Origin of the sequence: Streptomyces purpureus, from assembly GCF_014648195.1 — a bacterium.
GTDB lineage: Bacteria > Actinomycetota > Actinomycetes > Streptomycetales > Streptomycetaceae > Streptomyces > Streptomyces purpureus.
The window spans coordinates 163,928-189,044 of record NZ_BMQQ01000012.1 but is presented as its reverse complement, the minus strand read 5'-3'; the positions used below and the strand labels follow the sequence as shown (position 1 = coordinate 189,044).

Sequence of the window (25,117 nt, the reverse complement as noted above, 5' to 3'; positions counted from 1 at the left end):
TCAGCTCGCCCCGCTCCTCCGGCGCCCGCCGGCCCGGCGCCGAGCGCCTCCGGCGGCCAGCTGCGCGGCCCAGCGCCCCCCGCGGTCACCCCCGCGGCAGCGTCAGGCCCCACGCCTCAGGCCGCACCGTCCAGGTGCGTCGGCGGACCGGGCCCGAGAGGACCGTGTCCGCGCGGTAGCGGAAATCCGGGCCCGAGACCGTCACCGCCGTCGCCACCGCCCGAAGCGGTGAGCCCGCGGGCGGGCGGACCACCACCTCCGCGCGGCCCGACGTGGAGCGGACGCTCACCGCCTCCACCGGCTTGTCCACATCGCTCAGCAGCACCCCGTCCGCCTCCACCCGCAACCGGTGAGTACGCACCGCCGCCAGGACCGGCGTGGGGCGCACCAGCGTGCGTACCAGCGAGCGGCAGGTGTCCCAGACCGACGGGGGATGGTCGGACGACGAGCCCGGCGAGCCGGTCGTCGCCGGGATCCGCAGCCCGCCGACCACCACCCCGTCGCTCTCGTCGACGAGCAGGTCCAGCCGCCGGGCGGACCCCTCCAGCACCGTCCGCGCCGCCGCCACCGCGCCCATCGGCACGCCGAGCGAACGGGCGATTTCCAGCGAGCCCGCCGCCCCCACCGGAACCATCGACAGCGCCCCAGCCGACAGCTCCCGCTCCCGGTGCAGCAGGGTCACCATCCGCAGCAGCGACCCGTCGTCACCGATGACGACGGGCCTGCGCGAACCCCGGCGCGCCAAGGCTCTCGCGTACTCCTGCGGGCCGTCCGGGAAGCAGATCTTCGCCGACGATCCGGCACTCAGGACATCCTTCGCGATCCGTACGGATTCGCCGTCGCTGCGGCGCGCGACCGGGTCGATGACCACCAGGAGCTGGTCGGGAGCCGACACCTCGGTCCTTCCTCGGGTAGCATCTTTGTGCAAGAGCCCCTTGCGCTATTGCGCCAGGGGCTTCGTCTATTCCGGGGCAACCGGTTCGACGGCTCAGGCTGTGTCGTACACCGTCGTACGACGTTTTACTGCCCCCTGACCTTGGACATGCCCCACCCGGAAGGGGTGTACGCCTGTGCCCGCACTTGTGCTGCTCGGTGCTCAGTGGGGTGACGAGGGCAAGGGAAAGGCCACCGACCTCCTCGGTGGATCCGTTGACTATGTGGTGCGCTACCAGGGCGGCAACAACGCCGGCCACACGGTCGTCGTAGGCGACCAGAAGTATGCGCTGCATCTGCTCCCTTCCGGAATCCTCTCGCCGGGATGTACTCCGGTCATCGGCAACGGTGTCGTCGTGGACCCGGCGGTCCTGCTCTCCGAGCTGAGCGGGCTCAATGACCGCGGCGTCGACACGTCCAAGCTGCTGATCAGCGGAAACGCCCACCTGATCACGCCGTACAACGTCACCCTCGACAAGGTGACGGAGCGCTTCCTCGGCAAGCGGAAGATCGGCACCACCGGCCGCGGCATCGGCCCGACCTACGCGGACAAGATCAACCGCGTCGGCATCCGCGTCCAGGACCTCTACGACGAGTCGATCCTGGAGCAGAAGGTCGAGGCGGCCCTGGAGCAGAAGAACCAGCTCCTCGCCAAGGTCTTCAACCGCCGCGCCATCGAGCCCGGCAAGATCGTCGAGGAGATGCTCCAGTACGCGGAGCAGATCCGGCCGTACGTCGCGGACACCACCCTGATCCTCAACAACGCCATCGACGAGGGCAAGGTCGTCCTCTTCGAGGGCGGCCAGGGCACCCTCCTCGACGTCGACCACGGCACGTACCCCTTCGTCACCTCCTCGAACCCGACCTCGGGCGGTGCCTGCACCGGCGCCGGTGTCGGCCCGACGAAGATCAGCCGGGTCATCGGCATCCTGAAGGCGTACACGACCCGCGTCGGCGCCGGCCCGTTCCCGACGGAGCTGTTCGACGAGGACGGCGAGGCGCTGCGCCGCATCGGTGGCGAGCGGGGTGTCACCACCGGCCGTGACCGCCGCTGCGGCTGGTTCGACGCGGTCATCGCCCGCTACGCGACCCGCGTCAACGGCCTGACGGACTTCTTCCTCACCAAGCTGGACGTGCTCACCGGCTGGGAGCAGATCCCGGTCTGTGTCGCGTACGAGATCGACGGCAAGCGCGTCGAGGAGCTGCCGTACTCGCAGACCGACTTCCACCACGCGAAGCCGGTGTACGAGATGCTGCCGGGCTGGTCCGAGGACATCAGCAAGGCGAAGACCTTCGCCGAGCTGCCGAAGAACGCGCAGGCGTACGTGAAGGCGCTGGAGGAGATGTCGGGCGCGCCGATCTCCGCGATCGGCGTCGGCCCGGGCCGGGACGAGACGATCGAGATCAACTCGTTCCTCTAGACCCGCGGCCCTCGGGCACACGTGGACGAAGGGCGTCCGGCTTCCGAGCCGGGCGCCCTTCGCGCGTACCCGTACCTCCTACAGGCGGAAGAACTCGCCCGGCTCCCCGTCCGACCCCATCCCGTACACCAGCAGCCGCTCCTTACCCTGGTAGCGGTCGACCCGGAGGTTCGAGGCGGGCGATTCGGCGCACTCCGGGTCCCAGGCGTCCGGGTCCCGGGTCGTCGGGCCCACGACCAGCAGCGACCCGGCCGCGCCGACGACCGCGGTGCTCGCGCAGTGGACCGTGCCCGCCACCGGGGCGCCGGTCTCCTCGTCCCGCTTCGGGAAGGTCTGCTCGAACCGGACGAGCGGGGCGCCGACCGGGCCCTGGGTGACGGTGACCCGGTAGTCGTAGCGCTCGGCGTCCTTCTTGGACATCTCGGCGAACGCCGGCGCCTTCCAGTGGCCGACCAGCGACGCCGGGACGATGTCGGGGCCCGTCTTCGCCCGGCGGAACGCCGTGGTGACCGCCCCGGAGGTCCAGTCCAGGACGTCGGGGGAACGGAACGTCAGCGTCTGGTGGGCGGCCGGGGTGCAGCGGGTCGCCGGGACGCTGGTGGTCACGTCGCTCTCGCCGAACACGATCCGGTTCTCGTCCGCGGAGACGAGCGTGGCACGGCCCATGCAGAGCCGCTCGCCGGTGATGTGGGTGTAGACGGCCGTCTTCGCGCCCGTGCGGCCCTGGGTGATCTCGATCCGTACGGTCTCGTGCGGGATGTCGGCGGTGCCCTTCAGCACCCCTTCCCACGCGCCGATGAACGCGGCCGGCACGACACCGGCGGGCTTCGCCGACGACGAGGAGGAGCCGCCCCCCTTGCCCTCGGGCGACTGCCGGCCGTCCTTCGGCCAGTACGTCGCCGTCAGCGCCCCGGCGGCGGCCAGCACCAGCGCCACCGCCCCCGCCACGAACGCGGTGCGCCGCCGGCCCCCGCCGCGGGGCGGGCGCGGCGCCCCCGGCACCGGAGTGACCGGCGTGTCGGCCGCCTCGCCGGAGACCGCGCCGACGGCCGTGCCCACGCCCGTGCCGTCACCGGATCCGTCTCCGGCGCCATCGGTGTCCAGGATCCGGGCCGCGTGCCGGCCGAGCGCGGCGAGGACCCCGGCCGGCAGCCAGGGGTCGGCGACGGGGTGCGCCGAGGCGATCTCCTCCGCGCTCGGCCGGTCGCCGGGGCTCTTGGCGAGACACGCCCGGACCAGCCCCTGGAGCTCGTCGGGCAGCCCCTCCAGATCCGGCTCGTCATGGGCGATCCGGAACATCGTGGCGTGCACCCCGCTGTCGGCCGTGCCGAACGGGGAGCGTCCCGTCGCCGCGTACGCCAGCACCGAGCCCAGGCAGAAGATGTCCGACGCGGAGGTGAGCTTCTCGCCCCGTACCTGCTCGGGCGACATGAACCCGGGCGAACCGACCACGGCGCCGGTGCTGGTCAGCCCGCCGTCGGTGACCGTGTCGACGGCCCGGGCGATCCCGAAGTCGATCAGCCGTGGCCCGTCGACGGTGAGGAGGATGTTGGAGGGCTTCAGATCGCGGTGGACGAGCCCGGCGCTGTGGACGTGGCCGAGCGCCCGGGCGAGGCCGGCGGCCAGCGACCGTACCGACTCCGGCGGCAGCGGCCCGTGCTCGTCGGCCACCACGGCCCGCAGCGACGGACCCGGTACGTATCCGATGGCGACCCAGGGCGGTTCGGCGTCGGTGTCCGCGCCGAGGACGGGGGTGGTGCCGGTCCCGCCGACCCGTCTCAGCGCCTCGACCTCCCGGGCGAAGCGTCTGCGGAACTCGTCCTGGGCGGCGAGTTCGCCGTGCACGACCTTCACGGCGACCGTACGGCCGCCCGCGGACCGGGCGAGATAGACCCGCCCCATCCCGCCCACGCCGAGCCGCCCGAGGAGGCGGAACGGTCCGACGGCGGCCGGGTCTTCACCAAGCAAGGGCTCCACGCGAAGAGAGCATGCCAGACCCGGGTCACCGGCCGGTCTCGGTCGCCGTCCCCGCCACGCCCGGTGCTCCGGTCATCGGTCCTCGCCGCAGATCCGCAGCCCCTTCGGGGTCGCGCACGGCAGATGGCCGTGTGTACGGATCACGTCCTGGCCGCTGCCCCGGCTCAGATAGGTCAGGAAGCTGGAGGTGAGCGAGTCCGCCGGCGGCTGCCCGTAGGTGTAGGCGTACTCGATCTCCCGGTACGGGTACGTGCTCTCGCCGATCTCGTCCACATCGGCCACCCGTCCGTCGATCCCGACCCGGTGCAGGCCCTTCAGCCCGCTGCCGGTGCGCAGTTCGCTGTAGCCGATCGCGCCGGGGAGCTTGGCCACGGTGCCCAGGACCTGTTCGGTGGAGTCGAGCTCGCAGCGGACGACCCGGGCCTGGAGGTCGTCCTTGGTGGCGCAGTCGCGGGAGGAATGGGCGGGTTCGTTGCGGCCGAGGACCCGGCGCTGGAAGACCTCCCTGGTCCCGGAGTTGGCGTCCCGGCTCACCAGCAGGACGTCCAGGTCGGGCCCGCCGAGCTGCTTCCAGTTGGTGACGTCGCCGCTGTAGAGCCGGCGGACGGCGTCGAGGGAGAGGTTCTTGAGCGGGACCTTGTCGTTGACGACGAGGGTGAAGAGCGAGACCGCGATGCGGCTCTCGCGCAGCTGCGGATGACCGCCGGGCTTGGGCCCGTCGGAGAGCGCCACCAAGGCCGGCGCCCCGCCGCCCTTCTTCGCGCCCTTCTCCGCCAGCTCCCTTATCCCGGCGGTGGAGCCATGGGCGTCGACCACGACGGTCGCGCCCTCGCAGTCCCGTTCGTACTTTTTCGCCAGCTCGCGCAGGACCGGCGCGAAGGCGGTCGAGCCGGTGACGGTCAGCGTGCCCCGGGCGCAGCCCATCGGCGGCGGCGAGTCGTCCCGTACGACGATGATCGAGGCGAGGGCGATGACGCAGGCGGTGAGGACGACCGTGATGGTCCGGGCCGCCCGGCTGAACACCGGCGGCTTGTCGTCGGGCAGGATCGCGTGGTTGGGCCGGACCTGTCCGTCCCGTATGCCGCCCGTGACGGTGACGGCGCCGCCGACGCCGGAGCCGGTGAGCAGTACGAGGAGCTTGAAGTGCTCGCCCTGGTTGAGCGGGACGCGCGGCAGGTGGATGGTGGAGCCGCTGTGCCGCAGCCCGGCGGCGGCCGTGAAATGGTCCATGAGGTGGGCGGCGCCGGGCGGCTGGGTGACGGCGATGCCCCGGACGGTCCGGCCGTGGAACTCCGCGGTGAGGCCGTGCGTGCCGCGCCCGGTGTAGTCGTCGCCTGCGATGGACAGGGCGCCGTCGTTCTCGATCCGGAGCAGGACGAGGGTGGCGTCGGACATGTCGGGGGTCTCGTTGAAGAGCCCGAGCCGGACGTTGGCCCGGCCTCCGCCTCCGGCGTCCCCGCCGCTGCCGATGGGGGTGTCGAGCTGGACGCGGTAGCCGATGCGCTTGCGGCGGGGGACACGCCGCTCGTACCAGAGCACACCGGAGGAGACGAGCACGCCCAGCAGGGCGGTCAGGACGGCGATGGTGTTCTCGGGGTTGACCCACTCCACGGCGCCACCGTAGGCACGTTGGGGGCGTGCGGGCGCGTGAAGTGGGCTTGTGCCGTGTGGAATTCGCCCTTCGTTCAGCTCGGCCGGCCGGGTTCCCGGGCCCGTACGTAACGAGATCTGGTCTAGACCTTGACAGGTCCATACCAATCGCGGTTCCTTGGGCTTTCCCCCACACGGAAGGAACCGCGCATGTTGCGTCGTCTCTTGAGCCTTCTCGCCGTACTCGCCACGGCGATCGGACTGGCCGTGCTCCTCCCCGCCACCGCGTCCGCGGCGGCGTGCGCCGGCGCCTGGAACGCGTCGAGCGTCTACTGGGGCGGCAACACCGCCTCGTACAACGGCCGCAACTGGCAGGCCAAGTGGTGGACCCAGAACGAGCGGCCGGGCAGCGCCGACGTCTGGGGCGACAAGGGCGCCTGCGGCGGTACGGATCCGGGCCCCGGCCCGAACCCGTCCGGATTCGTCGTCTCCGAGGCGCAGTTCAACCAGATGTTCCCGAACCGGAACTCCTTCTACACCTACAGCGGCCTGACCGCCGCGCTCAGCGCCTACCCCGGCTTCGCCACCACCGGCAGCGACACGGTGAAGAAGCAGGAGGCGGCCGCCTTCCTCGCCAACGTCAGCCACGAGACGGGCGGCCTCGTCCACATCGTGGAGCAGAACACCGCCAACTACCCCCACTACTGCGACGCGGGACAGCCCTACGGCTGCCCGGCCGGCCAGGCCGCGTACTACGGCCGCGGCCCCATCCAGCTCAGCTGGAACTTCAATTACAAGGCGGCCGGTGACGCCCTCGGCATCGACCTCCTGCGCGATCCGTACCGCGTCGAGCGCGACGCGGCCGTCGCCTGGAAGACCGGCCTGTGGTACTGGAACACCCAGAACGGCCCCGGCACGATGACCGCCCACAACGCCATGGTCAACCAGGCCGGCTTCGGCCACACCATCCGCTCCATCAACGGATCCCTGGAATGCGACGGCAAGAACCCGGCGCAGGTCCAGAGCCGCGTGAACAACTACCAGCGCTTCACCCAGATCCTCGGCGTCGCACCGGGCGGCAACCTCTACTGCTGACGGGCGGGCCTGCCGGGGCCGCCCCCGTACGCCCCCGGCAGGCACCGGCGCCGGTAGTAGGCGAAGGTGAGCGCGAGCAGGAGAGGACCGATCAGGCTGAACAGGCCACTGACGGTCATCGCCAGCTCGTACCAGCCGTCGTCGTACGGAGGCCGGACGTAGTCGCCGATCCGCAGGAACGATCGCAGCCAGTCCACGAACAGCCAGGTCAGGCCGAGCGCCGCGAGCGTCGAGGGCACGAGCGCGACGGCGGGCGGTATGCGCCGCCCGCCCAGTCCTGGCACCCAGGCGGGCACGGTCTCCCCCCACGGGCGCACCAGCCCGGAACAGAGCAGGCAGAACACTTCCGACAGCACGCTCAGTCCGAAGACGTACGGGATCATCCACCACTGCCAGGGCCCCAGCTCCTGGGTGCTGCCCATGTCGTAACCGAAGGCGTACGGCAGGCGCCAGAGACAGACGGGCAGGGCGAGCAGCGGGATGGCACGCGCGGCGGCGAAAGCCCACGGCGGGACGGTTCGTTCGGTCATACGGCCAGCCTCGTCGCCGCCCACGCGCGCGTGATCACGCCGCCGGACGAACCGGCTCCCCCGGAAGGGGGACACGTCGTCCGCCTCGAAGCCGCGCCGGGATCCACTTCTGAGCCACCGCCCGCCCGGGGCGGCCTCCGGGCCGCTTCCGCGGCGCGGTGGGAAAATTGGCCCCATGGGCCTGGCCCCCGTGACGCTGCTGCTCAGCGGCGATGTGATGCCGGGCCGGGGTGTCGACCAGATCCTCGCGCACCCCGGCGATCCGGCGCTGCGGGAGGCGTACGTCCGGGACGCCCGCGACTACGTGGCCCTGGCCGAGGCCGCCAACGGCCCGATCCCCCGGCCCGTCGGCCCCGCCTGGCCCTGGGGGGACGCCCTGGAGGTGTGCGAGGCGGTCGCCCCCGACGTCCGGGTGATCAACCTGGAGACCAGCGTCACCACCAGCGACCACTTCGACCCCGGCAAGGCCGTGAACTACCGCATGCACCCGGCCAACGTCGACTGCCTCACCGTCGCGCGCCCCGACGTCTGCGCCCTCGCCAACAACCACGTGCTGGACTTCGGCCCGCGCGGCCTGGAGGAGACCCTCGACGTGCTGCGCGCCGCCGGCCTGCGGACCGCGGGGGCCGGGCGGGACGACCGCGAGGCGCGGCGCCCCGCCGTCGTCCCCACCGACGGCGGACGCGTCGTCGTGCTGTCCTGCGGGATGGCCTCCAGCGGGATCCCCTCCCGCTGGGCGGCCGCCGAGGACCGGCCGGGCGTGGACTTCGTGCCTGACCTCTCCGTCCGGAGCGCCGACGCCCTCGTACGCCGCCTGCGGGCGGTCCGCCGGGACGGCGACCTGATCGTCGTGTCCATCCACTGGGGCACGAACTGGGGCTACGCCGTGCCCGGGAACCAGGCCACCTTCGCGCGGCGGCTCGTCGACGGCGGCGTGGACGTCGTGCACGGCCACTCCTCGCACCACCCGCGCCCCATCGAGGTCCACCACGGCCGGCTCATCCTGTACGGCTGCGGAGACCTCGTCGACGACTACGAGGGCATCACCGGCTACGAGCGCTACCGTGACGACCTGCGGCTGCTCTACTTCCCCACCCTGGACGCCGCCACCGGCGAGCTGACCGGGCTGCGCATGGCCCCGCTCCGGGCCCGCCGGATGTCGCTGCGCCACGCCCCGGAGGCCGACGCCGACTGGCTGTGCCGGGTGCTCAGCCGGGCGGGCCGGGAGTTCGGCACGACGGTGGAGCCCGAGCCGGGCTCCGACGGATTCCTGACCCTGCGCTGGGCCCGCCCGTAGCGCCGCCGTACGCCGTCGCGACCGGCCGGCCCCGGCGGAAAAACCGGCGCGGCAGGGCCGGTGCGCGCGGTTGACTGGCCCGTATGACGACCGAACGCACCGAACACACCGAACGGAAAACCGTCGAACGGACCGCCCCGCCCCTCACCGGCGGCGAACGCGAAACCCTGCGCGCCTACCTCGACTTCCACCGGGCCACTCTCGCGATGAAGTGCGAAGGGCTCACCGACGAGGAGCTGCGCCGGCGCTCGATGCCGCCGTCGACGCTCAGCCTGCTGGGGCTCGTCCGGCACATGGCCGAGGTGGAGCGGACGTGGTTCCGCAAGGTGATCAACGGTGAGGACATCCCGCTGGTCTGGTCCGACGAGGGCGACTACCAGATGGCGTACGACGCGCGCACCTCCACGCGCGCCGAGGCGTTCGACGCCTGGCAGGCGGAGGTCGAGCACGCCCGGCGGATCGAGGCGGCGGCGGAGTCCCTGGACGTCACGGTCCACGCCGCGCGCTGGGGCGAGGACGTCTCGCTGCGCCTCGTCATGTTCCATGTGCTGCACGAGTACGCACGCCACAACGGCCACGCGGACTTCCTCCGGGAGGGCGTCGACGGCACCGTCGGGGTATGAACCGCGGCGCCGGCTCGGCCGGGACCCGTCCCCACGAGGACGGCCAATGAGGACAGGGCCTGACCCATTTGTCTTCTAGCGTTGCGGTCACGTCGCATCCGGCCCACGTCAGGAGCTCCCATGCCCGAGGTCAAGCCCGTCCCCGACGGCTACACCACCGTGACCCCCTGGATCATCAGCCACGACACCGCCGGGCTGATCGACTACCTCCAGCGCGCCTTCGACGCCGAGGACCTCGGCCGCTTCGTCCTTGAGGACGGCACGATCGGCCACGCCGAACTGCGCATCGGCGACGCGCGCGTGATGGCCTTCGACAGCCCCAAGGGGTGGCCGGTCACGCCCGCGTTCCTGCGGCTGTACGTCGAGGACGCGGACGCGACCCACCGCCGCGCGGTCGAGGCCGGCGGGACGTCCGTCACCGAGGTCACGCATCTGTACTTCGGCGACCGGGTGGGCCGCGTACGGGACCCGTTCGGCAACCTGTGGTGGATCCAGACGCATGTGGAGGACGTCGAGGAGGGCGAGCTGGACCGGCGCCTGTCCGACCCCGAGTTCACCGAGGCCATGCGCTACGTCACGGGGACGCTGTACCAGCCGCCCGCCGCTCCGTGACCGCGTCCAGGGCCGCGGAGAGCCGCTCCAGGACCCGTACGGTCTCGTCGAACGCCTCCTGACCGCCCAGTTCGGCGGCGAGCTCGGCCGCGAGTGCCGCGTGGCCCGGGTCGATCCTGCTGATCGCCGCCCGGCCCTCGGCGGTGGCCGCGAGGAGCTTGGCGCGCCGGTGGGCCGGGTTGGGGGCGTACTCCGCGAGACCCTGGTCCACCAGCAGGTCGGCGATCCGCTGCACGCTCTGCCGTGTGATGCCCATGGCGCGGGCGATCCCGGCGACGGGCAGCGGCTCGGCGAGCACGGCCCCCAGGACCTGCCACCAGGCGGCGGTCAGGCCGGCCGGCCGGGCCAGTTCCTCGGACACGCCGAGGAACTGGCCGTTCAGCCGGAACACGCCGAGCGCGGTCCTGCTCAGCGCGTCCTGCTCGGAGCGGCTCACGCGTTCAGTTCCTCGTAGGCGGCCGGGTCCGAGTCGTGGAAGAGGCGGTACCACGCGTCGAGCTTCGCGCCCTCGAACGCGCCGAGCCTGCCGAGGACCTCACGGCCGAAGGCGACCGGCTCGGTCGGCCCGGCGGTGATCAGGTCGCCGTCGGTGACGGCGTCCGCGTCGACGTAGTGCTCGCCGCCCTGGTAGCCGGTGGCGGACAGGTAGAACGACACCGCGCTGGTGTGCCGGCGGTCGTCGAGCAGCCCTTCCCGGGCCAGCCCGGCCGTCGCCCCGCAGATCGCGGCGACCGGCACCTTCGCGTCCAGGAACTCCCGGGCCTTGGCGGCGAACGGCGCCAGATCGTCGCCCTCGTCCCACAGGTCGCCGCCGGGCAGGATCAGCAGGGCGCTGTCCTCGGGCGTCAGCTCTTCGAGCGCGAGGTCGGGCGTGATGCGCAGCCCGCCGATGCTGGTGACGGGCGCGGTGCTCGGCCCGACCGTCCGGATCTCGAACCCGGAGCGGGCGAGCCAGGCGGTGGCGTGGCCTGTCTCCCAGTCGGCGAGGGCGTCGTACACGGCGAGGTGGACGGTCTTGCGGGGTGCGGTGCTGGTCATGGCGGCCTCCCGATCGCTTATGACAGCATCCTGCCATGATGACAGAATGCTGTCAATGGAGGGCGGGGTCAGCTCCCCGGAGCGAATCCGCCGCCCCGTCTCGATGTCCCTCTCCAGCGCACTCAGCCGCGGCGGCGTCCTGGACGCGTCCAGGACCACCACATGCAGCCGGTCGCCCACCTCCGGCGGCGGCACCTCCTCCGACCACCAGGACGGATGCATGACCTGATCGATGAACCCCTCGACGCCTTCGGCGGTCTCGATCGTCACGAACGACCCCACCATGGTCACCGCCTTGACGACCACGTCGAATTCCTCGTTGTCCCTGATCATTCCGTCACCCCTGTCCGCCGTACGGAATCATGAAGTTGATCCTTTCGATCGCCGGGCCGCCCCTCCACCTGGGTTGCTCCCGGATGGAGGGGCGGCGCGAGGGGTGCATCGGGTCGGATGTCGCGCGCTTATGGTGCTCCCCAGGGCGCCGGCCCGACCCGCAGGCGAATCTGCTGGTCCCGGTCGACCAGGCTCACCACGGTCCCCTCGACCGTTTCACCGACATCCGGGAGTGCCACCGGAGTCTCCCCGCCCGGGTTGTACGAAACGATGTCGACGAACCCTTTCACCGCGGGCGCTTCCTGCAGTTCCAGGAATACGCCGAAGTTGAAACGGGCTTTGACGACGCCCCGCGCGATGGAGCCGACGGGGTACTTCTCCTTGGCTTTCTGCCAGGCTTCTGCATCGGTCACTTGTGCCGGATCCTCGAGCTGACCGTCGTCGGCGAGATCGTCCGCGAACTCCCGTAGCGCATCCGCCATGTCCCGGTAGGCGTCCTCGTCCACATTTGGCCAGTTCACCCCCACCAGATCCAGCAGCGTGTCAGCCCAGTCCGGAACCGTGACAGCCCATGACCCCAAAGCCCCCGTTGCTCATTGCGGCCAGCAAAGATCCAACACACTAGTCGTACGAACCGCCGAAGCCCGGAAGATTCCCTTGTCGGAGGCCGACATCCTGCCGACGAAAGTGGCTCACTCCATACAAGGTGGCCATGTCCGCCCCGGTCCGCGCGTCCCTACCCTGGGCATATGACCCCTCATGTCGAACCCGATCCCCAGGCCGGCGCGGCCGTGAAGGCCGCCGACCGCGCGCATGTGTTCCACTCCTGGTCCGCCCAGGGCCTGATCGATCCGCTCGCCGTCGCCGGCGCCGAGGGTTCGTACTTCTGGGACTACGACGGCAACCGCTACCTCGACTTCACCAGCGGCCTCGTCTACACCAACATCGGCTACCAGCACCCCACGGTCGTCGCCGCCATCCAGGAGCAGGCCGGGAAGCTCACCACCTTCGCGCCCGCCTTCGCCGTCGACGTCCGCTCCGAGGCCGCCCGCCTCATCGCCGAGCGCACCCCCGGCGACCTGGACAAGATCTTCTTCACCAACGGCGGCGCCGAGGCCGTCGAGAACGCCGTACGGATGGCCCGGCTGCACACCGGCCGCCACAAGGTGCTCTCCGCCTTCCGCTCGTACCACGGCGCCACCTCCACCGCGATCAACCTCACCGGTGACCCGCGCCGCTGGGCCTCCGACACCGGTTCCGCGGGCGTCGTACGGTTCTGGGCGCCGTTCCTCTACCGCTCGCCGTTCTACGCCGAGACCGAGGCCCAGGAGTGCGAGCGCGCCCTCGCGCACCTGGAGGACACGATCGCCTTCGAGGGCCCCCAGACCATCGCCGCGATCATCCTGGAGACCGTGCCCGGCACCGCGGGCATCATGACGCCGCCGCCCGGCTACCTCGCCGGCGTCCGTGCGATCTGCGACAAGTACGGCATCGTCTTCGTCCTCGACGAGGTCATGGCCGGCTTCGGCCGTACGGGCAAGTGGTTCGCCGCCGAGCACTTCGACGTCATCCCCGACCTGCTGACCTTCGCCAAGGGCGTCAATTCCGGCTACGTACCGCTCGGCGGCGTCGCCATCAGCGAGAAGATCGCGGCGACCTTCGACAAGCGCCCCTACCCCGGCGGCCTGACCTACTCCGGCCACCCGCTCGCCTGCGCCGCCGCGATCGCCACGATCCAGGTGATGGAGGACGAGAAGGTCGTCGAGCACGCCGCCCACATCGGCGAGCACGTCCTCGGCCCCGGCCTGCGCGAGCTGGCCGAGCGCCACCCCTCGGTCGGCGAGGTCCGCGGTCTCGGCGTCTTCTGGGCACTCGACCTCGTACGGAACAAGGAGACGCGCGAGCCGCTCGTCCCGTACAACGCCGCGGGCGAGGCCAACGCCCCCATGGCCGCCTTCGGCGCCGAGGCCAAGAAGCACGGCCTGTGGCCCTTCATCAACATGAACCGCACGCACGCCGTCCCGGCCTGCAACATCACCGAGGCCGAGGCGAAGGAAGGCCTGGCCGCCCTGGACGCCGCGCTGAGCGTCGCCGACGAACACACGGTGTAATCATCGTCACGGTGGGGGTCCTTTCCGGCTGGTCTAGGGTGTGCCGAAAGCCGGACGGAGGGGACCACACCATGCCCGCGAGCGGAGCTGTGACCCGCAACACCTTGCGGCAGCAGATCGCGGACGCGCTGCGTGATGAGATCCTCGCAGGGCGTCTGCAGCCCGGTGAGGAGTTCACCGTCAAGCAGATCGCCGACCAGTACGGGGTGTCCGCGACGCCCGTACGTGAAGCGATGGTCGACCTCTCCGCGCAAGGGCTCCTCGATTCCGACCAGCACAAAGGTTTCCGCGTCCACCAGTTCTCGGTGGACGACTACCGCGGCATGGTCGAGGCCCGCTCGCTCATCGTCGACGGCGTCTTCCGCCGGATCGAGGAACGCGGCGAGGGCCAGCTGCCGTTCGGCCTCACCGGCCCCGCCCTCGTCTCCGTGCGCCGCCGCGCCGAAGAGGCCGCGCGGGCGGCCCGCGGCGGCGATCTGGACATCCTCATCGGCTACGACCTGCGCTTCTGGCGCGAACTCGGCGCCCTGATAGCCAACCGCTACATCGCCGACTTCCTGCACCGACTGCGCGTGCAGGCCTGGGTCTTCGCGGTGCCCTTCCTCCGCCACGACCGCGACATGCTCGCCTGGCTGTGGGGCGGCCACGAGGATCTCGTCGACGCGATCACGCTGGGGGACGTGCCCGCCGCGCTCTCCGTCATCGACGCGTACAACACGCACGCCCTCAGGTGGGCGGACCGGCTCTCCGCTGGGTAAGGGCCTGCCAGGACTGTTGTGACGACCGTGCTGACGACTGTGCGGAGCGGAGGCATGGCACTACGCTGTGCCGACCATCGTACGAACCGCACTTGACGGAGAGCGAGCCTCCCTTGGCCTGTGACCTGTGGCTGGTCCCCCTCGTCGACGTGCTGTGCCACAGCCCCGACAACCCCTTCGCCGAAGAGATCGCCGCCTACGACAAGGCACTTACGGAGTCCGGCCTGCCGACGGTCCCCGTCTTCGCCTACATGCCCGGCCTGTCCGGCGACGTGGCGCCGGTCGCCGGATTCGACTACGACGCGCTGCACTTCCTGCGCCGCGCGTACCTGCTGCAGATCTGCGGACTGGCGGTCACCCCGGTGGACGAACTCGGCGGGGACTACGAACAGCTCCTGGAGATGTTCGAGACGACCGCGCAGCAGTCGCACCTGGTCTGGCACTACGACCACGCGGGTGCCTACGTGCCCGTGGACTTCCCCACGCCGCTGTCCACCGAGGAACTCCTGGAGGGCGGCGGCCCGCTGGGCTCGTCCCAAGGGCTGCTGCGCGAGCTGGAGTTCGTCGCCCCCTCCATCGGCATCGACCCCGCCAACCCCCCGGCCGCCCCGCTCCCCCCGGAACACCCCACGTCCCTGGAGGAACCCGCGGGCCCGATCCCGTACGACGAAAGCCCCTTCGCCCGCGAACGCCACGTGTGGCTGGGCCTGCACGCGGCGGCGACGCGGAGCCTGGGCCAAGGCTCGATGATCATCTTCAGCTGACGGCAGCCAACCCCCAGCGGGCTCGTACGGGCCCGCTTCGGGGCGCCGCCGACGGCCGTGCCCGTGCGTGTATCCGCGCAAGCCACCCCGGCCCGGACGCCGCCGACGGCCGTGCCCGTGCGTATCCGTGCACGCACCCCGGCCCGGGCCCAGGGCCCCGGCACGAGGGGCTCGCCCCGGACGGCCGGGCCGGCGCCGCCCGGCCGCTAGCGCGGCTCCGGCGGGCGCTGCCGGGGCATGTTCGGCCGTGTCCCCGGCGGCAGCGGCAGCCGCGTCGACGGATGCGACTCCGGCCGTCCGCCGCCGCCCGCCCCCATCGACTGCGTCACCAGCGGCGCGGGCCCGGAGCGGAACTCCACCATCCAGTCCGCCGTCTCGGCCCGTACGAGCTCGGTCACGTCCTCCGAGAACCGCCGCAGCACCCCCAGGCACCGCTCGGCGGCCTCGCTCGCCGTGCCCTCCGTCGGGCCCAGCACCTCCCGTACGCTCTCCGACGCCCAGTCGAACTGGAGCGCCTGGAGCCGGCGGTGCACGGCCTGCGCGGTCGCCACGTCCCGCATCCAGCCGGAGGTCAGCCCGAAGTACCGGTCGCAGGCCAGGAACGCCGCCGCGAGGAGTAGCGAGAGGTAGCCCCAGGTCGCGGCCCCGCCGAGCACCCCGGTCAGGTCCAGCAGCGGCAGCGCGGCGCCGGCGATGACCCCGAGGGCCGTACCCGCCCGCAGCGCCCGCGCGCAGCGGCGCTTCCAGACCCGGTCCGCGAGATACCACTCGGTCGTCCGCAGCGCGTTCGCCTCGACCCAGCGGTACAGCTCGTCCAGCCGCTCCGCGGGCTCCCCCCAGTCGCCGAGCGGAAACGGCCTCCCGGTCAGATCACCGTGCGGTGTGCGCGACACCCGGCGCGAGGCATGGGTGTCCCCCTCCTCCCGGGCGGGTCCCCCGGGCTGCATCTCCGGCTGGCTCACCGGGGCACTCCTCTGCTCAGCGTCAGCGTCAGCGCTCTGCGGCGGCGTGCTCGGCGCTCTCCTGTTACTTAGCGTGACCCGGGGGACACGCGTGCGTGCTGGTGCGCATGCTCGCGCACCCCTTCCTACCGCCGAATGGTGGGCCAGGGCCCACGAATCCCGGGATTTCCGCCCTCACGAGGGGCTTGATCAGGTAGTGGGGCCCTGAGTTTCTCACTCGAAAGAGTTGTGGCGCACGCCGGGCGGTGACCACGTAGGCTCGGCATACCGAACAATCGTCGTCGAAATGCCAGGAGTGACCGTGATTCCCGGTGGTGGCCAGCCCAACATGCAGCAGCTCCTCCAGCAGGCCCAGAAGATGCAGCAGGATCTCGCGCGGGCCCAGGAAGAGCTGGCCGCGACCGAGGTCGAGGGCCAGGCCGGCGGTGGCCTGGTCAAGGCCACGGTCACCGGCGCCGGCGAGCTGCGCGGCCTGGTGATCGACCCGAAGGCCGTGGACCCGGAGGACACCGAGACCCTCGCCGACCTCGTCGTCGCCGCGGTGAAGGCCGCCAACGACAACGCCCAGCAGCTCCAGCAGTCCAAGCTGGGGCCGCTGACCCAGGGCCTGGGCGGAATGCCGGGCCTTCCCTTCTAACCGGTACGCAGAGCAACTACCGTAAGAAGCACGAAGCACCAGGAGAGGCGTTCCGTTGTACGAAGGCGTGGTTCAGGACCTCATCGACGAACTGGGCAGACTGCCAGGCGTCGGTCCCAAGAGCGCCCAGCGGATCGCCTTCCACATCCTCCAGGCCGAGCCCACGGACGTACGCCGTCTCGCGCACGCGCTGCTGGAGGTCAAGGACAAGGTCCGTTTCTGCGCGGTCTGCGGAAACGTGGCGCAGCAGGAGCAGTGCAACATCTGCCGCGACCCGCGCCGCGACACCTCGGTGATCTGTGTCGTCGAGGAGCCGAAGGACGTCGTCGCGATCGAGCGGACCCGTGAGTTCCGTGGCCGCTACCACGTCCTCGGGGGCGCGATCAGCCCCATCGAGGGCGTCGGCCCGGACGACCTGCGGATCCGCGAGCTGCTCGCCCGGCTCGCCGACGGCTCGGTCACCGAGCTGATCCTGGCGACCGACCCCAACCTGGAAGGTGAGGCCACCGCGACGTACCTGGCGCGGATGATCAAGCCCATGGGCCTCAAGGTGACCCGCCTCGCCAGCGGTCTCCCCGTCGGCGGCGACCTCGAATACGCCGACGAGGTGACCCTGGGGCGTGCCTTCGAGGGGCGGCGACTGCTAGATGTATGACGACAGTCGTTCGACGCTGACAGGGCTCCGCGCGCTCAAGGGAGGCATCTCCGATGTCTGACGCCACACTGCACTCCGTGACCCAGAACCCCGACGACTTCGCGGTACAGATCGCCGACTCGATCGAGTCCTTCATCGTCGCCACCACGGAAGTGGCCAAGGGCGACGAGCCCGACAGCGCCGTACCGTTCATGCTCCTGGAGCTCTCCCAACTGCTCCTCACGGGCGGCCGGCTCGGCGCTCACGAGGACATCGTTCCCGAGGAGCGCTACGAGCCCGACACGGGCCCGGACCTGGACGTGGACGACCTGCGCGAGCGGTTCGCGGCGCTCCTGGACCCGGTGGACGTGTTCTCCGAGGTCTTCGACCCGTACGAGCCGCGCAAGGCGCCGGTGCCGTGCCGGATCTCGGACAACCTCGCCGACATCGTCACCGACTTGCGCCACGGCCTGGCCCACTACCGCGCGGGCCGGACCACCGAGGCGCTGTGGTGGTGGCAGTTCTCGTACTTCTCCAACTGGGGCCCGACCGCCTCGGCGACCCTCCGCGCCCTTCAGTCCCTCGTCGCCCATGTCCGCCTCGACCAGCCTCTTGAGGAGCTGGACGGCCTGGACACGGACGAGGACCTGACGGAGGACGTCCTCGCCGAGGAGGCCGGCCGTGTGATGGCGGAGGAGATCGCGGGACCCCTGGGGCTGCGTTCCGGCCGGTAGCCGCCCGTACGTGCCCGCCGACGCGTCATCATGGGGGCGTGGCGGGACAGACAGAGGCATCGGGTGACGGGGCCGTGGCCGTCGGCGGCAACGCCGGGCGGATCAACACCGGGGACCACGTCACCCAGGTGGAGCGCGCGACCCTGCTCCCCGCGGAAGCGCTGGCCCCGTCGGAGTGCCCGGCGGGGCTGGTCCACGTACCCCTGCGTACGGACACCTTCGTCGGCCGCGAGCGCGAACTGAGCTTGCTCGACGCGGCGTTGGGAGACGGCGCGGGCGGCGTGGTGGTCCAGGCCGTCCATGGCCTCGGCGGCATCGGCAAGTCGACGCTGGCGGCCCGGTGGGCCGCGACCCGGGCGGCCGACCACAACCCCGTCTGGTGGATCACGGCGGAGACCACAGCCGAACTCGACGCCGGACTGGCCGCGCTCGCGGTGGCCATGCAGCCGGCGCTCTCGGGCGTCCTCTCCCAGGAGGCGCTGAAAGAACGGGCGTTGCAGTGGCTCGCCACCCACGACGACTGGCTGCTGATCCTGGACAACGTCACCGACCCGGCGGACGTACGGCCCTTGCTGGCCCGGGCGACCAGGGGCCGGTTCCTCGTCACGACCCGCCGGGCGAGCGGCTGGCAGGGCATCGCCCGTACGGTCGCGCTGGACGTCCTCTCCCCGTCGGAGGCGGTCGAACTGTTCACCCGCATCCGGGGCGGGGGCGAGGCGGGGGCAGTTGAGGAGCTCTGCGCGGAGCTCGGGTTCCTGCCGCTGGCGGTGGAGCAGGCCGCCGCGTACTGCGCCGAGGCCGGCATCACGCCCGGCGCCTACCTGGACCTGCTGGCGCAGTACCCGGCGGAGGTCTTCGCGGGCACGGCCGAGGGCGGCGACGCGAGCCGCGCGGTGGCCCGGGTCTGGAGCGTGAGCCTGGACCGGCTCGCGGACACCCCGCTGGCGGAGAAGATCCTGCGGATCATCGCCTGGTGGTCCCCGGAGGGCATCCCCCGCCGGTTCCTGGACCCGCTGGGCACCCCGCTGGAGGTGACGGAGGCGGTACGGCGCCTGGCCGCCCACAGCCTGATCACCCTGCGGGACGGCGAGATCGCGGTGCACCGGCTGGTGCAGGCGGTGGCGCGGACGTCGGGGGAGGGGGTGGAGGAGGCGCGGGAACGCGCGTTGCTCCTGCTGGCGAGGGCGGCGAATCCCGGCCAGGGCGTGGAGACCGCGCGCGCGATGGCCGTGCAGGCGGAGGCGTTCGCGAGCCATACGCGTGCCGAGGACGACAGCGCCAACATGGCCATGCTCTTCCGGTTCGCCACGGCGCAGTTCGGCATGGACCTGGCGTACGACCGGGCCTTGCCGCTGGCCGCCCGGGCGGCGGAGTCCATGCTGCGGCTATGCGGCCCGGACGACGAACTGACGGTCAGTTCCTTCGACGACATCGCCAACCTCCTTGCCCTGTCGGGGCACACCCGCGAGGCCGTGCGGGCGTGCGAGGCGAACCTCTCGACGCATGTGCGCGTTCTCGGTCCGGACCACCGTCGCACGCTCGCCGCGCGCGAGCAGTTGGCGGACACGCTGCCGCCGGAGGAGCATGAACTGGCTGTGCGGCTGCGTGAGGAGAACGTCGAGCGTGCCCTGCGGGTCCGAGGCGCCCGGCACCCGGAGACGATCGCGGCCCGGCTGGCTCTGGCGGAGGCGTCCTGGGAGGGGGCCGGGGACCTGGGTGAGGCGGAACAGTTCCTCCGGGACGCGATGAACGCCGAGCCGCCGGACGAATTCCTGGTGCGCCGCATCCGGGACATGATGGTGTGGCAGCTGCTGGAAGCCGGCGCGGGCGAACAGGCCCTCGCCCTCGCCGAGAGGGTGGCCGAGGAGTCGCGCGTGCGCGACGGGGACACCAACGCCATGACGCTGACGGACCGTGCCGCGTTCGTCCACCTGCTGCGGAAGCTCGGCCACGAGGACCGCGCTCGCGCGCTGTGGCCCGCCCTTCTGGCCGACTGCGAACGCGCATTGGGCGAGAGTGAGTTGACCCGGCTCGTGCGCCGCCTCATGGACTGAGTGCCCGGTCGTGCGGGGGAATTCGGTCGACAGGAGCCCGACCCGGCCGGTGGGATGAGCCCCGGACATCGGCAGTCAGTCGTAGGGGGACCAGTGACCGGCGGGAAGACGCGCCAGAAGATGCACGCCGACGAGCTCGACATCGACGAGGAGCTCGTCGAGCGGCTCGTCGCGGCGCAGTTCCCGCAGTGGGCCGGCCTCCCGGTCGTACGCGTCGAGTCGGCCGGGACCGACAACGCGATGTACCGGCTCGGCGCCGACCTGGTCGTACGCCTTCCCCGGATACCCGGCGCCGCGCACCAGGTGGAGAAGGAGCAGCGGTGGCTGCCCAGGCTCGCTCCGGCGCTGCCGCTCCAGGTGCCGGTGCCGCTGTGCAAGGGGGTGCCCGGGGAGGGGTTCCCCATGGCATGGTCGGTGTACCGCTGGCTGGAGGGGGCGAACGCCTTCGACGAGCCGATCGCCGACCTCCCGCACGCGGCCGTCACGCTGGGCCGGTTCGTCGTGGCGTTGCGGAAGGTGGACGCGGACGGCGGCCCGCGGTCGTTCCGGGGCGGCCCGCTGAGCTCGCGGGACGACGACGTACGGCTCGCGATCCGCGACCTCGGCGCGGACGGCACGCTCGACGCGGCCGCCGCGACGGAGGCCTGGGAGACCGCGCTGGCGCTCCCGCAGTGGCAGGGCGCGCCCGTCTGGGTCCACGGTGACCTGCTGCCGGGCAACCTCCTGGCCAGGGGCGGCCGGCTGAGCGCCGTCATCGACTTCGGCGCGGTCGGCGTCGGCGACCCGGCCTGCGACACGATCCCCGCCTGGACGCTGCTGGACGCCGGGACGCGCGACCTGTTCCGCGCGGAGGCCGACGTCGACAACGCGACCTGGGGCCGCGGCCGCGGCTGGGCCCTCTGCTTCGGCCTCACCGCGTACCACTACTACCGCGTGACGAACCCGGCCCTCGCCGCCGTGGGCCTCCGCTCGGTCACGGAGATCCTGGCCGCCCGGGGCTGAGGGCCGGTGCCATGGCCCCGTTCCACCACCTCCGTGACCCCGCCCTCCGAGTGACATGCCGCACATCTCCGCGTACCGCCGCCCACCCCGGGCAGAGGGGCTCCTGCGGGCAGCCCCAGGAATCACACCAACCTCCCCGTGATCACTTCTTGAGCGGGACATCTCAGGATGCGATACGACGGGGGCGATTCCGGGCTGCTCGTTAGACTGAGCCGACCGCAAGTCTGCGGCGCCGAACAGCGGTGACCGCAGTACATGGACTGAGCGAGGAGCGCACGTGGGCCTTGTCGTGCAGAAGTACGGAGGCTCCTCCGTAGCCGATGCCGAGGGCATCAAGCGGGTCGCCAAGCGGATCGTCGATGCCAAGAAGAACGGCCACCAGGTGGTCGTCGTGGTCTCGGCGATGGGTGACACGACGGACGAGTTGATCGATCTCGCCGAGCAGGTATCCCCGATGCCTGCCGGGCGTGAGTTCGACATGCTGCTGACCGCCGGAGAGCGGATCTCCATGGCCCTGCTGGCCATGGCGATCAAAAACCTGGGCCACGAGGCCCAGTCGTTCACGGGCAGCCAGGCCGGTGTCATCACCGACTCGGTCCACAACAAAGCGCGCATCATCGATGTCACGCCGGGCCGGATCCGTACCGCCCTCGACGAGGGCAACATCGCCATCGTCGCCGGCTTCCAGGGTGTGTCCGCGGACAGCAAGGACATCACCACCCTCGGCCGCGGCGGATCCGACACCACGGCCGTGGCCCTCGCGGCCGCGCTCGACGCCGAGGTCTGCGAGATCTACACGGACGTCGACGGCGTCTTCACCGCCGACCCGCGCGTCGTGAAGAAGGCGAAGAAGATCGACTGGATCTCCTTCGAGGACATGCTGGAGCTCGCCGCCTCCGGCTCCAAGGTGCTGCTGCACCGGTGCGTCGAGTACGCACGCCGATACAACATCCCCATCCACGTCCGCTCGTCCTTCTCCGGACTGCCGGGCACATGGGTCAGCAACGAGCCGCTTGGAGATCAGCAGGTGGAGCACGCCATCATCTCCGGAGTCGCCCACGACGTCTCCGAAGCCAAGATCACGGTCGTCGGCGTGCCCGACAAGCCGGGCGAGGCCGCGGCCATCTTCCGCGCCGTCGCGGACGCCGAGATCAACATCGACATGATCGTGCAGAACGTGTCGGCCGCCTCCACCGGTCTCACGGACATCTCCTTCACCCTCCCCAAGGCCGAGGGCCACAAGGCCATCGACGCCCTGGAGAAGGCGAAGGGCGCGATCGGCTTCGACTCGCTGCGCTACGACGACCAGATCGGCAAGATCTCCCTGGTCGGCGCCGGTATGAAGACCAACCCGGGCGTCACCGCCTCCTTCTTCCAGGCGCTCTCCGACGCGGGCGTGAACATCGAGCTCATCTCGACCTCCGAGATCCGCATCTCGGTCGTCACCCGCGCCGACGACGTCAACGAGGCCGTCCGCGCCGTCCACACCGCCTTCGGCCTGGACAGCGACAGCGACGAGGCCGTCGTCTATGGAGGAACCGGCCGATGACCCGCCGGCCGACGCTCACGGTCGTGGGAGCGACCGGGGCCGTCGGCGCGGTGATGCTCCAGATCCTGTCGCAGCACGCCGACATCTGGGGCGAGATACGACTCGTCTCCTCCCCGCGTTCGGCCGGCCGCAAGCTGGCCGTGCGCGGGGAGGAGACCGAGGTCCTGGCGCTCTGCGAAGAGGCGCTGGAGGGCACGGACGTCGCGCTCTTCCTCGTACCCGAGGAGATCGCCGCCCAGTGGGCCCCGATCGCCGCCGCCAAGGGCGCGGTGGTCGTCGACAACTCGCCCGCGTTCCGGATGGATCCGGACGTGCCGCTGGTCGTGCCCGAGATCAACCCTCATGCCGTACGGGTCCGCCCGCGCGGCATCGTCGCGAGCCCGGGCTGTACGACCCTGGCCCTGATCGTCGCCGTCGGCGCGCTGCATGCCGAGTTCGGGGCGAGCGAGCTGGTCGTCTCCGCGTACCAGGCGGCCAGCGGCGCAGGACAGGACGGCGTTGCCGCACTGCGCGCCCAGCTGTCCGTGGTGGCCGGTACGGAACTGGGGTCGCACCCCGGAGACGTACGCCGCGCGGTCGGCGACGACACCGGCCCCTTCCCCGGTCCGCTCGCGCTCAACGTGGTGCCGTGGTCCGGGACGCCGGGCGAAGACGGCTGGTCCTCGGAGGAGCTGCGCATCCGCGAGGAGACCCGCAAGATCCTCGCCCTGCCGGAGCTGCGGGTGTCCGCGACATGCGTACGGGTGCCGGTCGTGACCGCCCACTCCGTCTCCGTGCACGCGCGGTTCGAGCGCCCGGTGACGGTCGCGCGGGCCCACGAGATCCTGGCCACCTCGCCGGGTGTGGTGCTCTACGACGACCCGGCGGCCGGGGACTTCCCGACCCCGGCCGATGTCGTGGGCACGGACCCCACCTGGGTGGGGCGGCTGCGGCGGGCGCTGGACGACGAGAACGCCCTGGAGTTCTTCGTCTGCGGCGACAACCTGCGCAAGGGCGCGGCCCTGAACACCGCGCAGATCGCCGAGGCCATCGGGGCGGAGCTCGCGGCCCCCTGATTTCCGCGACTTGATTTATACGTCCGGAATTCGATGCCGCCTGATCGGCAAGGTTTGTAGGATCTGTGAACGCCCTGTGAGCAAAACCCTGGTCTATGCCACTTGAACTGGGGCGATGGCATGTTCGACGATGCTCTTCCCCCTTTCTGCAACCGGTAGTTGGGCGGGGAGCGTCTATGCGGTCGCCCTTCGTGGTGTCGCGAAAAACGGGGCATTGGGGAAGAGCGGGTACGCATGAGGGCAATCTACGCACCGTCAAAAACGGTGGCGTACGCGTACAACCCTGACGGGGGGCAGCGTGTCCAACAGGCGTGGCAGAGGTACTCGACATCACGGCGGTGGTCCCGCTCCGCGGCGCGTCCGTGGTCCCGCTCCGGAGTGCGACAGCGGCTCCGGCCCGCGGTGCTTCCGTGCGCCCGCTCCGGCGGCCCCGTACGCCCGGCGGCATGCCGGTGATCGCTCCGATGCCCGCCACCCGGCCCGCCCGCGTACAGGCCCAGCGCGAGGGCGCTGACGCGGCCATGACCGGGACCATGACTGCGGGCACCACCGTCGACCACCTCACCGAGACCTACCGCGCCCACTACCGGTCGCTGCTCGGCCTCGCCGCGCTCCTCCTCGACGACACGGCCTCCTGCGAGGACGTCGTCCAGGAGGCCTTCATCCGGGTGCACTCGGCGCGCAACCGCGTACGGGACCCGGAGAAGACGCTCGCGTACCTCCGCCAGACCGTGGTGAACCTCTCGCGTTCCGCGCTGCGCCGCCGCATCCTCGGGCTGAAGCTGCTCTCCAAGCCGATGCCCGACATGGCGAGCGCCGAGGAAGGCGCCTACGACCAGCTGGAGCGCGACGCGCTGATCAAGGCGATGCGGGGGCTGCAGCGCCGGCAGCGCGAGGTGCTGGTCCTGCGGTACTTCGCCGACATGACCGAGGCGCAGGTCGCCGAGACGCTCGGCATATCGCTCGGGTCCGTGAAGGCTTACGGCTCGCGCGGCATCGCCGCTCTGCGCGTCGCCATGGAGGCGAACGCATGAACAGGCGCGCTGGCGGCAAAGGACCCGGGGGGACAGAGAGATACGGGCCGGACGGGCCGTTGGACGACGACCGGACTGGGAACGGAATTGTGAACGACGGGCCGGACAAGAAGCGGCACGGGCAGGACGGCCAGGTGGGCCCTGACGGCTTCGGCCATCCTGAGAGCCCGAGCGGGCCGGGTGGAGCGGGAGTTCCGGGAACTCCGGGAGGTCCGCGCGAGCCTGGCGGCTCTGACGGATCGGACGGACCGGACGAGCTCCGTGGAGTCACCGGACTCGCTGGACTTGGCGGACTCGCTGGACTCGGCAAGGCTGCCGGGGCGGGTGGCTCGGGCAGCGGGAGCGGTTCCGGCGGCTCGGACGGACTGGACGGA

Annotated in this window: 24 protein-coding genes; 16 read left to right on the top strand and 8 right to left on the bottom strand. The window is 71.4% G+C overall.

All coding sequences use genetic code 11. The features are described from left to right. Window positions 1-85 precede the first annotated feature (85 nt). On the bottom strand, window positions 86-895 hold the full coding sequence (locus IEZ01_RS17635; protein WP_019888211.1) for a diacylglycerol kinase family protein: 810 nt from the start codon (window positions 893-895) through the stop codon (window positions 86-88). Between the two features lie 175 nt (window positions 896-1,070). Between IEZ01_RS17635 and IEZ01_RS17630 the strand changes: the two genes are divergently transcribed. After that, window positions 1,071-2,354, top strand: coding sequence for an adenylosuccinate synthase (locus IEZ01_RS17630; RefSeq protein WP_028797780.1), 1,284 nt, complete (start codon window positions 1,071-1,073; stop codon window positions 2,352-2,354). A 78-nt stretch (window positions 2,355-2,432) separates the two neighbouring features. Here the strand turns inward: IEZ01_RS17630 and IEZ01_RS17625 are convergent, their stop codons facing one another. Both IEZ01_RS17625 and IEZ01_RS17620 read right to left on the bottom strand, forming a co-directional pair. Further along, window positions 2,433-4,331, bottom strand: a complete 1,899-nt coding sequence (locus tag IEZ01_RS17625) for a serine/threonine-protein kinase (RefSeq protein ID WP_229833031.1) — start codon at window positions 4,329-4,331, stop codon at window positions 2,433-2,435. 72 nt (window positions 4,332-4,403) lie between these two features. Continuing rightward, window positions 4,404-5,942, bottom strand: a complete 1,539-nt coding sequence (locus tag IEZ01_RS17620; protein ID WP_019888215.1) for a substrate-binding domain-containing protein — start codon at window positions 5,940-5,942, stop codon at window positions 4,404-4,406. A 189-nt stretch (window positions 5,943-6,131) separates the two neighbouring features. Between IEZ01_RS17620 and IEZ01_RS17615 the strand changes: the two genes are divergently transcribed. After that, entirely contained in the window at window positions 6,132-7,016 is an 885-nt protein-coding gene (locus IEZ01_RS17615; RefSeq protein WP_028797781.1) for a glycoside hydrolase family 19 protein, read from the top strand. Here IEZ01_RS17615 and IEZ01_RS17610 read toward each other — a convergent pair. After that, the gene (locus IEZ01_RS17610; RefSeq protein ID WP_019888218.1) at window positions 7,007-7,546 is read right to left on the bottom strand and encodes a hypothetical protein; all 540 of its coding nucleotides are present in this window, start codon (window positions 7,544-7,546) and stop codon (window positions 7,007-7,009) included. The two genes, IEZ01_RS17615 and IEZ01_RS17610, sit on opposite strands and share 10 nt — an antisense overlap. Window positions 7,547-7,721: 175 nt before the next feature. Here IEZ01_RS17610 and IEZ01_RS17605 point away from each other — a divergent pair, with 175 nt between their 5' ends. The 3 genes from IEZ01_RS17605 to IEZ01_RS17595 all read left to right on the top strand — a co-directional run bounded on the left by IEZ01_RS17605 (window position 7,722) and on the right by IEZ01_RS17595 (window position 10,078). Further along, window positions 7,722-8,843, top strand: a complete 1,122-nt coding sequence (locus IEZ01_RS17605) for a CapA family protein (protein WP_019888220.1) — start codon at window positions 7,722-7,724, stop codon at window positions 8,841-8,843. Between the two features lie 83 nt (window positions 8,844-8,926). Next, window positions 8,927-9,466, top strand: coding sequence for a DinB family protein (locus IEZ01_RS17600; protein ID WP_019888222.1), 540 nt, complete (start codon window positions 8,927-8,929; stop codon window positions 9,464-9,466). A 120-nt stretch (window positions 9,467-9,586) separates the two neighbouring features. Then, on the top strand, window positions 9,587-10,078 hold the full coding sequence (locus IEZ01_RS17595; protein WP_019888224.1) for a VOC family protein: 492 nt from the start codon (window positions 9,587-9,589) through the stop codon (window positions 10,076-10,078). Here IEZ01_RS17595 and IEZ01_RS17590 read toward each other — a convergent pair. The 3 genes from IEZ01_RS17590 to IEZ01_RS17580 all read right to left on the bottom strand — a co-directional run bounded on the left by IEZ01_RS17590 (window position 10,041) and on the right by IEZ01_RS17580 (window position 11,955). After that, a complete protein-coding gene (locus IEZ01_RS17590) occupies window positions 10,041-10,514 on the bottom strand; it encodes a MarR family winged helix-turn-helix transcriptional regulator (RefSeq protein WP_019888226.1) in 474 nt (157 codons plus the stop codon). The two genes, IEZ01_RS17595 and IEZ01_RS17590, sit on opposite strands and share 38 nt — an antisense overlap. Beyond that, window positions 10,511-11,116, bottom strand: coding sequence for a type 1 glutamine amidotransferase family protein (locus IEZ01_RS17585; protein WP_028797782.1), 606 nt, complete (start codon window positions 11,114-11,116; stop codon window positions 10,511-10,513). The genes IEZ01_RS17590 and IEZ01_RS17585 overlap by 4 nt, the downstream gene beginning before the upstream one ends. A 461-nt stretch (window positions 11,117-11,577) precedes the next feature. Continuing rightward, the gene (locus IEZ01_RS17580) at window positions 11,578-11,955 is read right to left on the bottom strand and encodes a hypothetical protein (RefSeq protein WP_019888230.1); all 378 of its coding nucleotides are present in this window, start codon (window positions 11,953-11,955) and stop codon (window positions 11,578-11,580) included. A gap of 243 nt (window positions 11,956-12,198) precedes the next feature. Between IEZ01_RS17580 and IEZ01_RS17575 the strand changes: the two genes are divergently transcribed. The 3 genes from IEZ01_RS17575 (at window position 12,199) to IEZ01_RS17565 (ending at window position 15,082) form a co-directional block, all read left to right on the top strand. Next, window positions 12,199-13,560 carry an aspartate aminotransferase family protein gene (locus IEZ01_RS17575; protein WP_019888231.1) on the top strand — a complete coding sequence of 454 codons (1,362 nt, stop codon included), beginning with the start codon at window positions 12,199-12,201 and terminating at the stop codon, window positions 13,558-13,560. A 71-nt stretch (window positions 13,561-13,631) separates the two neighbouring features. Next, entirely contained in the window at window positions 13,632-14,318 is a 687-nt protein-coding gene (locus tag IEZ01_RS17570; RefSeq protein WP_028797783.1) for a GntR family transcriptional regulator, read from the top strand. Window positions 14,319-14,431: 113 nt separating this feature from the next. Then, a complete protein-coding gene (locus IEZ01_RS17565; RefSeq protein WP_019888233.1) occupies window positions 14,432-15,082 on the top strand; it encodes a putative DNA-mimic protein in 651 nt (216 codons plus the stop codon). A 206-nt stretch (window positions 15,083-15,288) separates the two neighbouring features. Here the strand turns inward: IEZ01_RS17565 and IEZ01_RS17560 are convergent, their stop codons facing one another. Beyond that, on the bottom strand, window positions 15,289-16,044 hold the full coding sequence (locus tag IEZ01_RS17560; RefSeq protein ID WP_019888234.1) for an SLATT domain-containing protein: 756 nt from the start codon (window positions 16,042-16,044) through the stop codon (window positions 15,289-15,291). 301 nt (window positions 16,045-16,345) lie between these two features. On the opposite strand from IEZ01_RS17560, the gene IEZ01_RS17555 reads away from it, so the two are divergent. The 8 genes from IEZ01_RS17555 to IEZ01_RS17520 all read left to right on the top strand — a co-directional run bounded on the left by IEZ01_RS17555 (window position 16,346) and on the right by IEZ01_RS17520 (window position 24,743). Then, window positions 16,346-16,681: a YbaB/EbfC family nucleoid-associated protein gene (locus IEZ01_RS17555; RefSeq protein ID WP_028797784.1), complete on the top strand. Its 336-nt coding sequence runs from the start codon at window positions 16,346-16,348 to the stop codon at window positions 16,679-16,681. 55 nt (window positions 16,682-16,736) lie between these two features. After that, window positions 16,737-17,336, top strand: coding sequence for a recombination mediator RecR (gene recR, locus IEZ01_RS17550; RefSeq protein WP_019888236.1), 600 nt, complete (start codon window positions 16,737-16,739; stop codon window positions 17,334-17,336). Window positions 17,337-17,389: 53 nt separating this feature from the next. After that, the gene (locus IEZ01_RS17545; RefSeq protein WP_019888238.1) at window positions 17,390-18,049 is read left to right on the top strand and encodes a DUF5063 domain-containing protein; all 660 of its coding nucleotides are present in this window, start codon (window positions 17,390-17,392) and stop codon (window positions 18,047-18,049) included. A 38-nt stretch (window positions 18,050-18,087) separates the two neighbouring features. Then, window positions 18,088-20,103, top strand: coding sequence for an NB-ARC domain-containing protein (locus tag IEZ01_RS17540; RefSeq protein ID WP_189202506.1), 2,016 nt, complete (start codon window positions 18,088-18,090; stop codon window positions 20,101-20,103). A 93-nt stretch (window positions 20,104-20,196) separates the two neighbouring features. Continuing rightward, window positions 20,197-21,105, top strand: a complete 909-nt coding sequence (locus tag IEZ01_RS17535; RefSeq protein WP_019888241.1) for an aminoglycoside phosphotransferase family protein — start codon at window positions 20,197-20,199, stop codon at window positions 21,103-21,105. 277 nt (window positions 21,106-21,382) lie between these two features. Continuing rightward, entirely contained in the window at window positions 21,383-22,654 is a 1,272-nt protein-coding gene (locus tag IEZ01_RS17530; RefSeq protein ID WP_019888242.1) for an aspartate kinase, read from the top strand. After that, the gene (locus IEZ01_RS17525) at window positions 22,651-23,709 is read left to right on the top strand and encodes an aspartate-semialdehyde dehydrogenase (protein WP_019888243.1); all 1,059 of its coding nucleotides are present in this window, start codon (window positions 22,651-22,653) and stop codon (window positions 23,707-23,709) included. Before IEZ01_RS17530 ends, IEZ01_RS17525 begins: the two co-directional genes overlap by 4 nt. Window positions 23,710-24,020: 311 nt before the next feature. After that, window positions 24,021-24,743: a SigE family RNA polymerase sigma factor gene (locus tag IEZ01_RS17520; RefSeq protein ID WP_019888244.1), complete on the top strand. Its 723-nt coding sequence runs from the start codon at window positions 24,021-24,023 to the stop codon at window positions 24,741-24,743. The last annotated feature ends 374 nt before the right edge of the window (window positions 24,744-25,117 follow it).

Excerpts from the sequence above, each read along its gene's own strand:
- IEZ01_RS17605 (WP_019888220.1), top strand. The coding sequence starts at position 7,722 with ATGGGCCTGGCCCCCGTGACGCTGCTGCTCAGCGGCGATGTGATGCCG.
- IEZ01_RS17610 (WP_019888218.1), bottom strand. The coding sequence starts at position 7,546 with ATGACCGAACGAACCGTCCCGCCGTGGGCTTTCGCCGCCGCGCGTGCC.
- IEZ01_RS17525 (WP_019888243.1), top strand. The coding sequence starts at position 22,651 with ATGACCCGCCGGCCGACGCTCACGGTCGTGGGAGCGACCGGGGCCGTC.
- IEZ01_RS17575 (WP_019888231.1), top strand. The coding sequence starts at position 12,199 with ATGACCCCTCATGTCGAACCCGATCCCCAGGCCGGCGCGGCCGTGAAG.
- IEZ01_RS17600 (WP_019888222.1), top strand. The coding sequence starts at position 8,927 with ATGACGACCGAACGCACCGAACACACCGAACGGAAAACCGTCGAACGG.
- IEZ01_RS17545 (WP_019888238.1), top strand. The coding sequence starts at position 17,390 with ATGTCTGACGCCACACTGCACTCCGTGACCCAGAACCCCGACGACTTC.
- IEZ01_RS17595 (WP_019888224.1), top strand. The coding sequence starts at position 9,587 with ATGCCCGAGGTCAAGCCCGTCCCCGACGGCTACACCACCGTGACCCCC.
- IEZ01_RS17585 (WP_028797782.1), bottom strand. The coding sequence starts at position 11,116 with ATGACCAGCACCGCACCCCGCAAGACCGTCCACCTCGCCGTGTACGAC.
- IEZ01_RS17615 (WP_028797781.1), top strand. The coding sequence starts at position 6,132 with ATGTTGCGTCGTCTCTTGAGCCTTCTCGCCGTACTCGCCACGGCGATC.
- IEZ01_RS17570 (WP_028797783.1), top strand. The coding sequence starts at position 13,632 with ATGCCCGCGAGCGGAGCTGTGACCCGCAACACCTTGCGGCAGCAGATC.